General features: G+C 63.8%; 14 protein-coding genes. 5 read left to right on the forward strand and 9 right to left on the reverse strand.

Features of this window, described 5'->3' with window-relative positions; all coding sequences use genetic code 11:
• Positions 1 to 95: 95 nt before the first annotated feature.
• A complete protein-coding gene (locus tag G6N55_RS27885; protein ID WP_051641428.1) occupies positions 96 to 620 on the forward strand; it encodes a MarR family winged helix-turn-helix transcriptional regulator in 525 nt (174 codons plus the stop codon).
• 172 nt (positions 621 to 792) lie between these two features.
• Positions 793 to 948, forward strand: a complete 156-nt coding sequence (locus G6N55_RS27890; RefSeq protein ID WP_163667584.1) for a hypothetical protein — start codon at positions 793 to 795, stop codon at positions 946 to 948.
• Here G6N55_RS27890 and G6N55_RS27895 read toward each other — a convergent pair.
• The 7 genes from G6N55_RS27895 to G6N55_RS27925 all read right to left on the reverse strand — a co-directional run bounded on the left by G6N55_RS27895 (position 945) and on the right by G6N55_RS27925 (position 8,158).
• A complete protein-coding gene (locus G6N55_RS27895) occupies positions 945 to 2,177 on the reverse strand; it encodes a phosphotransferase (protein ID WP_085221499.1) in 1,233 nt (410 codons plus the stop codon). The genes G6N55_RS27890 and G6N55_RS27895 overlap by 4 nt on opposite strands.
• Positions 2,178 to 2,274: 97 nt before the next feature.
• Positions 2,275 to 3,033, reverse strand: a complete 759-nt coding sequence (locus tag G6N55_RS27900) for a hypothetical protein (protein WP_139826770.1) — start codon at positions 3,031 to 3,033, stop codon at positions 2,275 to 2,277.
• 144 nt (positions 3,034 to 3,177) lie between these two features.
• Positions 3,178 to 3,807, reverse strand: coding sequence for a TetR/AcrR family transcriptional regulator (locus G6N55_RS27905; RefSeq protein ID WP_085221501.1), 630 nt, complete (start codon positions 3,805 to 3,807; stop codon positions 3,178 to 3,180).
• Positions 3,808 to 3,843: 36 nt separating this feature from the next.
• Positions 3,844 to 4,665, reverse strand: coding sequence for an enoyl-CoA hydratase/isomerase family protein (locus tag G6N55_RS27910; protein WP_085221502.1), 822 nt, complete (start codon positions 4,663 to 4,665; stop codon positions 3,844 to 3,846).
• Between the two features lie 5 nt (positions 4,666 to 4,670).
• Complete coding sequence (locus G6N55_RS27915) at positions 4,671 to 5,702, reverse strand: DUF7064 domain-containing protein (protein WP_085221503.1); 1,032 nt, start codon at positions 5,700 to 5,702, stop codon at positions 4,671 to 4,673.
• A gap of 13 nt (positions 5,703 to 5,715) precedes the next feature.
• A complete protein-coding gene (locus G6N55_RS27920; RefSeq protein WP_085221504.1) occupies positions 5,716 to 6,780 on the reverse strand; it encodes a phosphotransferase family protein in 1,065 nt (354 codons plus the stop codon).
• Positions 6,773 to 8,158 (reverse strand): protoporphyrinogen/coproporphyrinogen oxidase, encoded by a 1,386-nt coding sequence (locus tag G6N55_RS27925; protein WP_308206513.1) that lies wholly within the window; start codon positions 8,156 to 8,158, stop codon positions 6,773 to 6,775. The genes G6N55_RS27920 and G6N55_RS27925 overlap by 8 nt, the downstream gene beginning before the upstream one ends.
• 216 nt (positions 8,159 to 8,374) lie before the next feature.
• On the opposite strand from G6N55_RS27925, the gene G6N55_RS27930 reads away from it, so the two are divergent.
• Complete coding sequence (locus G6N55_RS27930) at positions 8,375 to 9,112, forward strand: hypothetical protein (protein ID WP_085221506.1); 738 nt, start codon at positions 8,375 to 8,377, stop codon at positions 9,110 to 9,112.
• A gap of 2 nt (positions 9,113 to 9,114) precedes the next feature.
• Positions 9,115 to 10,422, forward strand: coding sequence for a protoporphyrinogen/coproporphyrinogen oxidase (locus tag G6N55_RS27935; RefSeq protein WP_085221507.1), 1,308 nt, complete (start codon positions 9,115 to 9,117; stop codon positions 10,420 to 10,422).
• An 18-nt stretch (positions 10,423 to 10,440) separates the two neighbouring features.
• On the opposite strand, the gene G6N55_RS27940 is transcribed toward G6N55_RS27935, so the two are convergent.
• Entirely contained in the window at positions 10,441 to 11,094 is a 654-nt protein-coding gene (locus G6N55_RS27940; RefSeq protein WP_163667590.1) for a TetR/AcrR family transcriptional regulator, read from the reverse strand.
• A gap of 159 nt (positions 11,095 to 11,253) precedes the next feature.
• Here G6N55_RS27940 and G6N55_RS27945 point away from each other — a divergent pair, with 159 nt between their 5' ends.
• Positions 11,254 to 12,903: a phytoene desaturase family protein gene (locus G6N55_RS27945; RefSeq protein WP_163667593.1), complete on the forward strand. Its 1,650-nt coding sequence runs from the start codon at positions 11,254 to 11,256 to the stop codon at positions 12,901 to 12,903.
• A gap of 14 nt (positions 12,904 to 12,917) precedes the next feature.
• On the opposite strand, the gene G6N55_RS27950 is transcribed toward G6N55_RS27945, so the two are convergent.
• The gene (locus tag G6N55_RS27950) at positions 12,918 to 14,327 is read right to left on the reverse strand and encodes a cytochrome P450 (RefSeq protein WP_085221510.1); all 1,410 of its coding nucleotides are present in this window, start codon (positions 14,325 to 14,327) and stop codon (positions 12,918 to 12,920) included.
• Positions 14,328 to 14,334 lie beyond the last annotated feature (7 nt).

A 14,334-nucleotide genomic window follows, 5' to 3' on the forward strand; every position in this document is an offset into this window, starting at 1 on the left:
CGAGTCAATGGCTCGATGGAACGTTTGAGTCGGGTGCGGAATCATCCGCGGCTACCGGAAACGCTGCTAAGCTACCGCGAGAACCGAAGGGCACAATGAAGGCAAAAGAGACGAAGCGCTCCGGCGAAATCTTCAGCCGGACTGCGTTTCTGATCACCGACGTCGCGCGCAGATACCGCGTGACGTTCGACCAGAAGGTGCGCGATTTGAACCTGGCGCGCACCGAGTGGTGGCTGCTGCGCCACCTGTATTTTCTTGAGGGTAGTACGCAGGCCGAGCTTACCGAGCTGATGGATATCACCAAGGGCGGAATGGGCAAGGTCATTGACCGGCTGGAAAAGGAGGGCCTCGTTCGGCGGTGCCCTGACGACAACGACCGACGATCTAACCGCATTTTCCTAACGCCCAAGACGAAGCCGCTGGCCTCCCAGCTTCACCGCTTGTCCGAACAGGTCGAGCGACGAGCATTGTTTCCCCTTTCCGACGAGGAGATTGCAACGCTTGACCACCTTCTCAACAAGATGCGCGACGGCTTTATCGAGTGGGAGAACGAAGGGGTCGAGGAGAAGGTGCAACCTAAAAAGAGGAACGGGCGCTCCACCACCCGAGCGCGGGAGTGAGTTCACCAATGCCCGTGAACGAACGTTTCTAGACCGAGCCTATGACTTCTTCTCGGAATCCACAGGTGCGGATGGCCAAGCGCAAGTGTCAGCCCGGACGGCGGTAGTGGCGACTCGTGACTTTGCGCTGGCCGTCGCACCTTTGGTGACCGAACGCCGGTCGAGGTCTCAGATGTTGAGGGTCGACGCGGCGTGCGACGTCGGCGATATCCTGGCCGCCGGCATCGCGCACCGGCGCGGAAAGATCTCGGGGTTCAGTGCGGCACTGTTCATCTCGGCATCGCTGGGGTGTCTGGCGTTGAGCGTCAAGGCAATTGCCGAAGGCTAAGACGTATACGTGATCGGCGCCGGCGTTGCCGCGGACTGCTGCAGGGCGCCGAACGAGTCCAGATCGTCGATCATCGCCGTCATTCGCTCGAGGTTAGCGAGCGATACCTCATCGGGTTGCATGGCCGGTTGCAGCCGGCCGGCGCCGATCGTATAGAGCCAGAAGACCAGACCGTGGAAGGCCTGTTGACGGTAGGTCAGCCACGCTTCGTCGAAGGAGAGCGCGGGTCCGCCCGCCGCATGAAGCCGGTCGACATACAACTCGATCAGTTCCCGCTCCCAGGCGCGCCGATCATCCACCGTGAGCGCCGAATTGACGGCGTAGGCGACGTCGAGGCCCCAGATGCCGCGACTGATCAGCTGCCAGTCGTAGAGGCCCATGCCACCTGTTGGGGTCAGATACCAGTTGCGGGAATGTACATCGGAATGCAGCAGGGTGTTGGGGGCCGAGTTATGCATCGCCAGCGACGCCATCGTCGCCGGGAAAACATCGGCACGGCGACGGCGGAACCCGGCGGGAAAGACGTCGGCCGCGCGGTCGAAGCCGATCAGGGTGCGACGCGGGAAGTCGATCGTCTCGTTGACATCGATCTGCCACTGCTCGGCGCCCTTGACGAGGACCAGATCGCCGCCGAATCGTGGGCTTTCCCAGAGCGTTCCGTGAACGGTGGCCAACGTGGTGATGATCGCCTCGGCGCGAGTCCGGTCGATGTAGTGCTTGGTCGGGTCGCCGAAGGTCGCGCCCTTGCTGCTCGCCACATCCTCCATCAAGAACATCGAACGCCCGGACCTGTTGTCCACCGCCATGTAGTAGCCACGGGGCGCTTCGATGTCGAGGCTCGGCCGGATCCGGTCGTAGAACAGCGCCTCGCAGGTCAAGGCCGCCGAGGGAACCGTCACCGCGCGGGAGGTGAATTTGGGCGTCGACTTGGTGAAGACCGACGTCGGCAGCCCGGCTTGGCGCCCGACGTCGTTGTAGTCGATAGCCAGCACTCGCCTGGTGGTTGACCCGTCGCTGCCCGAGGCGGTCGACACCGAGGTCACCCATGCCCCCGGGTAGCCGCGGCACAACGCGGCTGTCAGCCATTCGGGCGTCAGCGCATCCACCGATGGTGGGATCTCGGCGAGTGTGGTCGGTTTGGGTCGGCGCAATCGCTCGTTGACGATGTGCGCGCCGATGCGCCCCAACTGGCCGGCGACCCTCAGCTTTTGGACAAGGGAGTCGGGCATGACGGTCTTCTTTCGCCTGACGATGCGTTTTATTGATACAAGTTATATCAAAATTATGTTTCGGCGAGTAGGGCCGCGGCCCGGTTGCCAGCCGCGGTCAGTGCTGGGCTCGGGCACCCACGGCCGCCACGGTTTCTGCCGCGACCGGCGCCGTGATCGACGCACGCTCACGTTGAACCGCTCGCCGAAGGACGATGAAATTGACGATGAAAAAGCCGCTGAACACCACCACAGGGACCCAGACGCCGAAGATGCCGTTCCAAGCGAACGGCCCCTTGTGGAAGAAGAACAGCAGCTGGTCGGGAACGATCGTCAACGCCATCCAACCGTTGGCATAACCGCACCAGCGCGGAAACACCGGCGCTGTGCTCTTGTCGCATAGCGAGACGACCATGATCGTCAGCGGCATCGCCAAGTACATGGTGATGCCGCCGAGGAACTGTAGCCAAGCCATGTCGTTCATCAGATGGATCAGTTCGGCGCGCCGATCGGGGCGGAAGGCCGCGGTGAGCCACCAGATCGCGGGATAGAAGGTCAGCACCATATTGCCGGCCGCGCCCAATAGGAAGGTGTAGGTCAAGACGCCGGCGGTGCCCTCGATGCGTGCAATGAATTGGGATGTCACCGCGGCGAAAGGGATGAAAATCAAGGCCGCGAGCATAACCACCAGCATGGCGATGCGAATTCGCGTGTAGTCGCCCTGGTAGAGGGCAGCGATCTGGGCGGCGTCGGCCGACGGGGCCGTGGGCGGAAGGAAACCGGCTATTGCACCCCAGCCGATGAAAAGTGCAACCAGATAGCCGATCGCACACCACACGCCGAACATCTGGATGCGTGACTTGGTCAAGGGCTCCACGGTGATCTCCTTGCGCCGGCGCGTGGCCACCGCAATTGAGCGCGGGCACCCGTGCGATTGGCCTTCCATGCCAATGCTAGGCAGAATTGGTCCTGGCGTCTTTGAATCCGAAAGATTTTGTTAACGCACGTTTACGGGCTCGCCTTACGCGGAGCGGGCCGAGGATCTCTTTTGCCGGGTGCCCTTCGGTGCTGACGTGGTCTGCGACGCGTTGGTGCCCAACCATTCCAAGCTCTGCAGAGCCATCCCGGTCAGCATGTCGGCAAGCCCGGCGGTCCGCAGCGACTTTTCCGGCCACATCGGGGTCGAGTCGATCAGTCCGTGCGTCGCGTGCACGGCCGCATTGAGCACCTCGCGCGACTGGTTCGGGTAGCAGGCCTGCAGGCAATCCACCCATCGGTCGATGTAACGCTTGATCCGCGCGCTTAACCGCGACCGGTATGCCTTGGGGATCGAATTGCGTTCCCTGGTCCACACACTCATGAGTTCGCGTTCCTCGAGGGCGCGCTGCACGTGCCCGCGCACCAGGTGCTCCAATTCTTCGCGCGGATCGTCGAATTGGCCGCCCGTAGACATCAGTACCCGGTCGATCGCCTCGTCCAGCAGCGTGATCAGGATCTCGTCCTTACCGCTGAAGTAGCGATAGATCGCCGGACCGGACACACCGGCCTTCTCACCGATGAGATCGACTCCGACGCCGTCAAAGCCGCGTTCGTAGAACAGGTGCATCGCGGTGCGCAAAATCTGTTCTGAACGGTCGTTACGCTTCGCCATTTTCTAACGGTAGCGCAGACGGGACGGTGAGCAGCGTCACCTGGCTTGGTCCGGGGGCTTGCGTTCGGTCAGTTGTGCCGGCCGCTTCTCGGCGAACGCCCGAGTCGCTTCGGCGAAGTCGGGTTGCTCCTGCAGCCAACCCTGCGTGTGGGCTTCGTGTTTCAGCTGGTCGGCGAAGTCGGTCCCGAGAGCCCGTTGATGGGCCTGTTTGATCGTCGCGACGCTCACCGAGAGTTCCGCGAAGCGCCGGGCCATGGCGACCGCATCGCCGAGTGCCTGACCGTCCGCGGCCAACTGGTTCACCAAGCCCCACGTGTGCGCTTCGGGGGCCGAGAGACGCTCTGCCAGCAGCGCCATTTCGTTCGCGCGGCCCAGGCCGACCACCCGGGGAAGCAACCAGGTCAGGCCCGCGTCGGGCATCAGCCCGATCTTGGCGAACGACAACTCAAATCGTGCCGACGTCGCGGCGACACGCAGGTCGCACGCCAGTGCCAACGACACTCCCGCCCCGGCCGCGACACCGTTGACGGCGGCGATGATCGGGATTTGCAACGACCGCATCGTCAACACCAGCGGATTCCACGAATCCAGGAGTACCTCGCGGGCATTGCCGACGTCGCCGGAAATGTCTGCGCCCGCACAGAATCCGCGGCCGGCGCCGGTGAGCACGACGGCACGGATCCTGCTGTCGGCCTCCAACTCGAGAAAGGCCGACCTCAACGTGTCTCCGGCCTCCGGAGTAACCGCATTGAGTCGCGCGGGCCGGTTGATCGTGATGATGCCCACCGTCTCGTCACGCTCCACGAGCACGTCGGCCGTGGGTGGCGTACGGTCGGGGCTTGAGGTCGAGGATGTCATTTCCGCTACTTTCCTAAGAACTGTCGGACATAGTCATGCCACTGCACTTGTTGCAGGTCGCCGTGGCAAACCTGACCCTCGCACTCCCAGCGCGCCAGGCAGACCCAGGTATCCATATTCGGCCAGACCGCAAGGCGATTCGCGGCGACGACGTCGCCGCGAATCTGGTAGTCGTTGCCGTCCGCATCCGTCATCACCATTTCGGCGGCGGTCGGGGCCAGTGTCGAGGCGTTGTGGGTGACCCGCTTGCGGGTCGCGACGATCGGAATCAGCTTGCCGTGGCGGCATATCCAACCGCCCTTGGTCGGGTCGCCGCCAGGCACCTGCAGGTGCCCCTTCCAGTCGGGATTGAGGTCGGGATGGTCGTATGCGGTACAACCGAACATGAAGTCCTCGCTGAAGACACCCGTCATCCAGTCGATCGGCGGTGTCGGAGCGTGCTGTTCGCTGCGGTTTTGGCCCCAGGATCGGTCGCGAACATGCGTGCAGTCCACGGTGTATGTTTTGCCGCGCAACGTGAGTTCGCCGCGGGCGCGCACCGCTTGCTCGAAATGCATGCCGGTTTGCAGCAGCATCGGCTCCATCAGGGCTTGGGTCTCGATGTCGAATGCGTTGCCCCGGAATTCGTCGGTGTAGCGCAGCCGATGGCGCTTGAGCGGTTCGATCGTCTGCACGTGATAGCCGTTGTCGAACTTGTACTCCCACAGGTCTTTTGCCAGGACGTCCTCGCTCGCGAACGAGGTCCAGTTGAACAGCTCGGACTGCAGCACATGCTGTTTGACGCCTTGCCACACCCAGGCTCCCCCGCTGACCATGCCCAGGTTGGGGTGATGCCACAGATAGGTCAGCGCGTGGATGTTTTCTTCCGGGACGCTGAAGCCGAAGAACTGTGTCTCAGTCAGATTCGGTGACTGGTTCGAATCCTTGAACTTCGGATGCAGGAAGTCGTCTTCGGCCGTAGCGGTCTGGAACGACAGATTCTTTTCTTCCCAGAACGCTCGCTCATGCGTATCAGTTTGAGTCTTGGTGGACACCATCGATGATCTCCCCTCACGATTCCACGAGTTGCCAACACGGCTGCAGCAATGGCGCCTGGGCTTCCCGATCGGCTTCGGTCATGTTGCGTTGCAGAGCGCTCACCGCGACCAGGATCATGTACGCGGCGAACTTCTTGAAGTAGTCGAAATCGCGCACCGGACGGCCGCCCGCGGCGCGGTACATCTGAAGCCATTCCTCTTCGCTGGGTGGCTGTAATAGACCGCTGTCCGGGGGCGCCGCAAAAATACGGTTGCTTACGCATTGCAACGCGAGATCGGCTTCGGCACGGCCCAGGCTCGACATCTCCCAATCCAGCACGGCGGCCAACCGGGTCCCGTCGAAAAAGTAGTTCTGCAAGGTCGAGTCGCCGTGCATCAGCTCGGGCTCGCCGCCGGGAAGGCGATCGAGTAGCCAGTCGCGCACCGGGACCAACCGCTCGAACGTGGGTAGATGCACCCAGTCCCACGTTTGCCAATACCAATTGATGCAGCGTTCCAGCGGACTGATACCGGGCGCGTCCATGACGAAGTTCTGCAAGCCTCGGGCGTTGATGTCCGTCTTGTGGATGGCGACCAGCGCGGCCATCACCTTGCCGAGCATCTCCTCGCGATCGGCCGGTGAGGCCTCCGCGATCGGGCCCTGGATGAAGGCCGCCGGATGCTGGCCCCTGCCGTGCACCCGGCCCATCACGTAGCCCGCGGTGCCGAGCCAGCGGCCATCGGCGTCGAGCCACAGTGTTTCCGGTACCGGAACGTCGGTGCCGTAGAGAGCCCGTTGGACCTCAAACTGTCGCGACAGGTCGTATTTGAAGAACAGCCGCTTGTCGCTGACCGGCGCATGGCGAAGGACGAGTTCGCGTGTGACACGCCCGCTGCCGGCATCGAAGGTGGCATCGAATAACACCGTGCCACTTGAAGCGCCGACTTCGCCGCCGTCGCCGACCACCGTCACGTCGACCGCCCCGTCGATGTCGGGCTGGTTCTCGATGAAGCCACGAATCTCGTCGGCGCCGATCTTGTGGACGACGTTCTTGCCCGTACCGATCACCGAGCTGAGCATCGATTGCACATCAGCCATGAGCGAACTCCTCGCGTTTCGTTTGGATGGACCGACCGTGGTGCCTGTCCAAATTCGCCGCCGCCCGGTTGCCCCAGGCGACGGCGGTGTTCTGACCGGTCTGCGACAGATAGTCACCGGCGAATTGGATGCGAGACGCCGGATCGATATTCGAGGTGAACTCGGCGATCCGCTGGTAGACGCCAATGCGCGTCTGTGGCAACGCCACTGGCCAGCGGCGCACGTAGGTGAAATCGATCGTTCCCCGCAGCTCGGGGAACAGCCGCAGCACGGTTTGCAGTGCGCGCTCGACGAGTTCGTCATCGCAGCGTTGCGTCCATGCCGCGGCGGCCGACATCTCCCAGCACACCGACAGCAGGCCGTGGCCCGCCGGCGCGCGGTCGGGTGCCTTGTTGTTTTCGACGATGATCATGCAGATCTCGGGGTCCTCGGTGGTCGGCAACTGGACCAGGAACGCCGGCGTATCCGCCGGTCGCGTTGTTCCGATGGCGACGTTGATCGCCTGCGTGAAGCGCAGTGCGTTGTTGAGTGGGTCGAGCTGTGTTTTGGCCTGCGTACAGATGGTGGCTGCTACTGGCAGCGGGGTTGCGACGACGCAGGCGTCGGCCTCGGCGATCTTCGTGATGCCATCGGGGTCGCGATAGCCCAGGCGCACACCGTCGGCGCTTTCGGTCAGCACGAGCACCGGGGAGTTCAAGTGCACCGAGTGCACTCGGGACAGCAGTGCGTCGATGATTGCCGCCTGTCCACCGGCCAGCGTGGACAGCCGGCCGGCGACTGCGTTGACCAGACCCGACATCAGTTCGACGCGGCTGACCTTGTCCGAGTTGGCAAGCAGTAGCGCCCGCGTGATCGGTTCGCCGAGGTAGGCGTCGGCCTCGTCGCCGGCGAGTCTGCGGATGTAGTCGCGCGCCGTCTCGGTGTCAAGCGGTGCGGCAGCGCGCAAATCGTCGTAGGACAGCATTCCGCGCAGGCTGGCACGCGCCACGTCGAATACCACGCGCGCGAGCCGGAGCTTGGTGGACAACGCCAGCACGTCGGTCCGCAGCCCCGAGCGGATCAACCGATCGAGGCGTAACAATCGGATCCGGCCGTCGCGGTACACACCGAGATACGGAGCCGTATCAACGATGCTCAGCCCCAGCTCTTTCGCCAGCTGCGTGGCGATCGGGTAGCGCGCCGCGAATGCGGTGGCCCCGGTATCGATGCAATATCCGTGTTGCCGGATGGTCTCCACGCGTCCACCCGCACGGGGTTCGGATTCGAAGACTTCTACCGCCCAGCCTGCTTGCTGCAGACGGTAGGCGGCGGTGAGGCCGGCGATTCCAGCACCGGCGACGACTGCGCGCCGCGGTTTCACAATCGATGGTCGGGGCACCTGGTGGTTTCTGCGACTCTCGTAACGAAGGTTATTTTGAGACAGTAAGGTTTATAAATGCCTGGTGTCAACCATCGTTTACTGAAATCTGCCGAGGCCTGGGTCAAAGTCATGCACTGCGCGGTAGTCTGTCAACGCAGAGAAGTGGCAACGATCGTTAACACACGTTGAGTCGCTTCGAGCAATCGGATCCCGACCGGCCGGAGAGGGCGCGAAATGCTATCGCCGCAGGCAAATCTGAAACTTCTGCAGCGCACTTCGTGGAGCGGCTTCGTCTACATCACCTTCCTGTTGGTCGGCATCTGGCCGATCGCCGGATTCTTCCCGTCCCAGCCGGCGTATTGGAATGCCGCCCAGATCACCCGGGTGTATCACGACAATGTCACCTGGATCCGTTTCGGCATGGTGCTGGTGCTGGTCGGTTCGATGTTCTACGTGCCGTGGACGGCGATGCTCGCGAAGCTCATCTCGGCCGTCGAGGGCAAGCCGGGAATACTCACCTACTGCCAGATCATTGCCGGCTGCACCAATGTGCTGCTCACCGCGTACCCAGCAGGTTGGTGGCTCACCGCGTCGTTCCGCGAGGACCGCGATCCGCAGATCGTGCAGCTGCTCAACGACATCGCCTGGCTGCAGTTCCTGGGCGTGATCTCGCCGTTCTACTTCGTGGTGCTCAGCATCATCTACGCGTCGCTGGCCGATGAGGACCCGGATCCGATAATTCCGCGCTGGGTCGGCTGGTTCAACATCTTCTTCATGCTGGACCTGATACCGCTCAGCATCATCTTCCTGTTCAAGACGGGTCCGTTTGCGTGGAACGGGCTGTTCGGCTTCTATCTGCCGTTCGCGACGTTCTTTGTCTGGTTCTTCGTGATGTACTACGCGATCCGCAAGTCGTTGCACCGGCTGAACGGCGAGCCCGCGGTGTCGGTGGTCGCGGCCAGGGCCGCGTGAACATGGCGCGCGCCGCGATCATCGGAGCGGGCCTGTCCGGGCTGACGGCGGGCCATCGCCTGCAGGAGGCCGGCTGGCAGGTCGACGTCTTCGAGGCCACCGATGCGCCCGGCGGCCGGGTGCAGACGGTGCGCCGCGACGGCTATGCGATCGACACCGGCGCCTCCGCGCTCGGTTCGACGTACCACAGTTACCTGTCGCTGGCGCGTGAACTCGGCGTCGAAATGCGGCCTACCGCACCGTATATCGGCATTCGCCGGGCCGGAACGACGCATCTGCTCGACATGGACAAGATGGTGAGCTCCGGCCTGACGACACCGCTGCTGTCGCTGGGCGCGAAGTTGCGAGTGCCGCGGTTGGCGGCGGACGTCGTACTGGCCAAGGCGCGTGGGCGCCTGGACTACGCCGACATGCGCAAGGCGGCGCCGCTGGACACCGAAAGCGCCCGCGCCTACGCGCGGCGCGCGCTCTGCGCCGAGCTCGACAGCTACCTGTGCGAGCCGATCGTGCGCACCATGCTGATCGCCGACACCGACAAGGTGTCCAAGGTGGAATTGCTCTCCGGCATCGGCAACATCTTCACCGCCAAGATTCTGGCCGCCGCCGGCGGACAGGGCCGGGTGCCCGAGGCCCTGGCCGCCGCGCTGAAGGTGCACCTGCAAACGCCGGTCACCGAGGTCCGCCGCGTCGAAAACGGGGTCCGCATCACGCATTCGGGGACGACGTCGGAGTACGACGCCTGCGTCGTCACCTGCCCGCTGCCCGAGGCGACGGCGATCTGCGTCGACGATCGCGGCATCCTTGGGCCACTGAACGACAGTCTGGGCTACACCCAATGCGTCAGCGTCGCCGTCGGCACCGTCCGGCCACCGGACTGCCTGGCGTTTCTGGTGATGTTCCCCTCGGTGGAGGATCCGGATATCGCCCTGATGTTCCTCGATCACAACAAGGCCCCAGACCGAGCACCCGCCGGACACGGCCTGCTGAGTTGTCTGTGGGAGACCGGCGCCTCGGAGCGTATGATCGACGCGCCGGACGAGCAATTGATCGATCACACCCTGGCGAGCGTATTCGCGGTCTTCCCCGAACTGCGTGATGCCGTCGAATTCACCCACGTGACTCGCTGGCGGCGGGCATTGCCGTTCACTCGCATCGGCGCCTACCAGGACATCGGGCGCCTCAACGCGGCGCTCGATCCGGCGTCACCGGTGCAGTACGCCGCCGATTTCATGTCGGCGGCCGGGCAGAACACCGCGGTGGAATTCGGAAATCGGGCCGCGCGCAATGTGATTGGCGCACTGTCGAGCTGAGGCTCGGGTGCGGCCGGATCACTGCGGTCCAAACAAGGTGCCTTCCCACATGATCGCCAAGGTTTCCAGCAGGTCCTGTTCGTCTTCGAGATCGTCGTCGGCATCGGTCCCGGCCAGATAGAACAGTTGCTCACTCGACCAGAGCAAAGCCGCACTGCGCTGACGCGCCTTCCTGCCACGGGCCCCTGCGTGGTTGGCGCCCCGCTCCAATTGTCCCGCGATCGCATCGGTGAATTTCTCGACGAGCGCGAGCCACTTGACCCGCAACTCGGGTACGGAGTGCCAATTCTCGTGTGTGGCATGGAAAACCGGGCGGTGTAGCTTCCACAGTTTTGCCGACTCCTGCAGGACTGCGGCAATCGCCTGACTCCGACTGTCGTCGGGGAGTCGCTGGAACAGCGGATCGAGCAGGTCGAACAGTTCGAGCATGACGCGACCCAACACTTCGGCGACCACTTCGCCTTTCGACGAGAAGTAGGCGTAAAACGTCGCCCGGGAAACCTGAGCCTCGCTGAGGATCTGGTCGATGGTGATCTTGTGAAACGGCGTTTCCGCCAACACTCGCTCGGCGGCTTCGACGATCACGGTCATGTAGTCCGGCCGCGTGCGGCCGCTCAGGCGTTCGGCCCTTCGCTTGTCCCGCACCTCGCGGAGAGTCGACGGCTCTGACATGTGCATTCCTCGCTGCTGCGACGGCCGGAGGTGGCCAGGCTCTGCCCGACTGTAATACGCACCTCGCCGCGGCCACCCTAGACGTACTGTTTTCTCTACTATACAGTTCGTTCACATAGGCATACAGTCTGTTTAGTTGAACGTGTGAAGGGGAGCGCCGTGGTCTCGTTGGCAAACAAAGACAGCTCGGCTCCAGACGTGATCGTGGTCGGAGCCGGCCATAACGGATTGACGTGTGCGGCCTATCTGGCTCGGGCAGGCAAAAAGGTATTGGTTTTGGAGGCGCGCGACGTGGTCGGCGGCCTCGCATGGACCATGGAAATGCCGAATGCGCCCGGCTACAAAGTCAATCCGTGTTCGGTCGAGTTTCTGTTGACCGGTGTGGAGCCGTCTATTGATCACGAACTCGAGCTGGAGAAGTACGGACTGCGTTGGGTGTACCCCGATACGCTGCTGACCTGGTTGGGCCCCGATGGGCAGGTGATGCCGATTTGGAAAGACCGCGGCCGGCTGGTCGACGAGATCAAGCGGTACTCGCACAAGGACGCTCGCCGTTACGAGCAGTTGTGCGACGACATCACCGCGACTCTCAAGGTGGCCCTGCCGTATCTGCAGGGGCATCCCGTGCGGGTCCGGCCGGCGGCATTGGCCGAGATGCTGGTCCGAGCGGCCAAGGGGCCCAGGTCGATTGCACGCGGGGCCCGGGCGATGCTGGCCTCCATCGAGCAGGTCTGCGAAGAGTATTTCGACCGCGACGAGATCAAGGTGCCGGTCGCCACCTACTCACTGGCCAGTTTCGCCCCGACGTGGGAAGCCGGTACGGGACTGCACTTGTCGTTGATCGCCGGGTTGCACGAGTGGGGGGTGCGCCATCCGGTCGGCGGCACTGGCGCCTATACCCAGGCCTTGGCCCGCTGCGTGCAAGCGCACGGTGGCACGATCCTCACCGCAGCCAAGGCCAAGGAGATCCTCACCGAAGGTGGCCAGGCCCGAGGCGTCACGCTCGAGGACGGGCGGACATTCACCGCACGCGAGGTGGTTGCCGCTACCGACCCGATCACCCTGGTGACCAAACTGCTCGACCCCGACGTGGTGCCGGCACAAACTCGCGATGAGGTCCGCGGACTTCAGAATCTGCACTCCAACATCTACACGTTCAAGGTCGACTGTGCGCTGGACCGGCGACTCACTTTTCCCCGCCACCAACAGGGACGTAGCCCAGAAGCGTTGTCGGCCATCACGATTTGCCCGAACATGGAGTACCTCAACCGGTCGGCCCATGCCGCGATCAACGGCGAGTTCACCCACGAAATCCCCATTCAGCACATCACCAGTTCGATTTACGACCGCACCCTGGTGCCGGAGGGCAGTGACGGCGACACGCTGTACTTCTATGCGTTCAACACCCCGCGGAAACTCGCGGGCGGTCGGACGTGGGAGGACGAGAAGGAGCAGTACGTCAAGCTGATGATGGACAACTTCGCGCAGTACGCACCGGAATTGGGCGACGCGATCCTCGACGTTCACATCACCACACCCGATGACTTCGAGTCGCGGTACCACGTGGCGCGCGGCAATTACGAACACGTGGATTGTTCGCTGGCGCAGATGGGGCCCTGGCGTCCGACGCCGTCGCTGTCGGCGTGGAAGACACCCGTCGATGGGCTGTGGCACACCGGGGCGGGTGCGTTCCCGATGGCATTCCTCAGCGGCTGGCCGGGGCGCGGCAGTGCTCGGGAGCTGCTGCGACAAAGCGGCACTGGGCGAATCGCCCGGCGATTGGGCAGGCGTGCACGGTTGGCGTCGTGACGGGCTGATCCGGATCAGGTGTGCGTCGAGGACGCATCCCGGGCAACTACCGGGCAGCGTGGCGTCTCGGCCGCCGAGGGTTTTGCCGTCAGGGGGTTGAGCGCAGAGCGGACGCAGATTCGCGCGCCACGGTGCGGCACCAGGATGACGTGCTTAACTCGTTGCCGTTCACCGTGAGCCGCAGTGGTTTTCAGCTCTACCCGGCGAAGGATCTCACGCAACACAACTCTCATCTCCGTCATCGCGAAGGTCGCACCGAGACAGCGCCGATTGCCGCCGCCGAACGGCAGCCAGGTGGTCGGGCTGAGGGTGGCGCCGAGCATCCGGTCCGGGTCGAATCGCTCTGGATGGGGATATTGCCGGGGGCTTGCGTGTACCAGCCCGATGCCCGGAGCGACCATGACGCCGGCAGGCAGGCGGTAGCCCGCCAGCTCGACGGGCTGGGTCAGGACCCGGCCGACGTCGAAGACCACCGGACGGATCCGCAGGATTTCCTTCGCGATCGCATCGAGGTACTCATCGCCCGCCGGGTCACCGGCCGCGCTCGCCTCGGCGGCGCGGACCGCCTTGTCCAGTTGGGCCGGATGCCTGCTGAGCCGCTCCAGCGTCCACGACAGTGCCGTGGCGGTCGTGTCGTGTCCGGCCGACAGGAGCGTCATGAGTTGATCACGCAGTTCGGAATCGGTCATCGTCCGACCGTCGTCGTAGCTGGCCCGCACCAGCATCGCCAGCACGTCGGTGCGGTTCGCGAGGTCGGGATCGGCGCGACGATCGGCGATCTCGGCATACAGCAGCCGGTCGGCCTCGGCGATGTGGCGACGCACGTAGCGCCAGGGGCGGCGGCGTTGCAGCTCGGGATTGGCGATCGCGAGCGTCGCCCACGACCCGAGGTTGAGCAAGCGCGGCAGCACCGTGCGCAGCGCGGCAAGCCGGTCCGGATCGGTAGCGCCGACGACGGTTCGCAGGATCACCTCCAGGGTGATCTCGGACATTTTGGGCGCTACCGGGAACTCCGTACCCACCGGCCAGCCGGCAATGTTGGCCGCCGCGATCTCGGAAATGACGGCGGCCTGGCGCGCGACGGCATCGCGCTGAAACGGCGCCATCATCAGCCGGCGCCGGTCGCGATGCAGGTCCTCGTCGATCACCAGCACCGAACTTTCGCCGACGAACCCCGATAGCAGCGAATTCGCTTCGCCGGCATGGTAAATGGTCGGATCACCGGCAAACACCGTCTTGATGTCGGCGGGATCGTCGAGGTAAACCAGTTCTCCGATCGACGCGATTCGCAGCGTGAAGATGCTGCCGTAGCGGCGCCGGCAGGCGGCCACGAAGCGCGGCCAGTAACGCAGCATCAGCACGGTTTGCACCGACCGGGGCAGGGGAGGCCCGGGCGGCATCGGGTTCGGCGTGCCTGGGCTCATGATCGAA

It is taken from the genome of Mycobacterium florentinum (assembly GCF_010730355.1).
Lineage (GTDB): Bacteria > Actinomycetota > Actinomycetes > Mycobacteriales > Mycobacteriaceae > Mycobacterium > Mycobacterium florentinum.

Coding starts and splice junctions, on each gene's coding strand:
- G6N55_RS27930 (WP_085221506.1), top strand. CDS start 8,375: ATGCTATCGCCGCAGGCAAATCTGAAACTTCTGCAGCGCACTTCGTGG.
- G6N55_RS27885 (WP_051641428.1), top strand. CDS start 96: ATGAAGGCAAAAGAGACGAAGCGCTCCGGCGAAATCTTCAGCCGGACT.
- G6N55_RS27890 (WP_163667584.1), top strand. CDS start 793: ATGTTGAGGGTCGACGCGGCGTGCGACGTCGGCGATATCCTGGCCGCC.
- G6N55_RS27940 (WP_163667590.1), bottom strand. CDS start 11,094: ATGTCAGAGCCGTCGACTCTCCGCGAGGTGCGGGACAAGCGAAGGGCC.
- G6N55_RS27895 (WP_085221499.1), bottom strand. CDS start 2,177: ATGCCCGACTCCCTTGTCCAAAAGCTGAGGGTCGCCGGCCAGTTGGGG.
- G6N55_RS27910 (WP_085221502.1), bottom strand. CDS start 4,665: ATGACATCCTCGACCTCAAGCCCCGACCGTACGCCACCCACGGCCGAC.
- G6N55_RS27905 (WP_085221501.1), bottom strand. CDS start 3,807: ATGGCGAAGCGTAACGACCGTTCAGAACAGATTTTGCGCACCGCGATG.
- G6N55_RS27920 (WP_085221504.1), bottom strand. CDS start 6,780: ATGGCTGATGTGCAATCGATGCTCAGCTCGGTGATCGGTACGGGCAAG.
- G6N55_RS27935 (WP_085221507.1), top strand. CDS start 9,115: ATGGCGCGCGCCGCGATCATCGGAGCGGGCCTGTCCGGGCTGACGGCG.
- G6N55_RS27950 (WP_085221510.1), bottom strand. CDS start 14,327: ATGAGCCCAGGCACGCCGAACCCGATGCCGCCCGGGCCTCCCCTGCCC.
- G6N55_RS27915 (WP_085221503.1), bottom strand. CDS start 5,702: ATGGTGTCCACCAAGACTCAAACTGATACGCATGAGCGAGCGTTCTGG.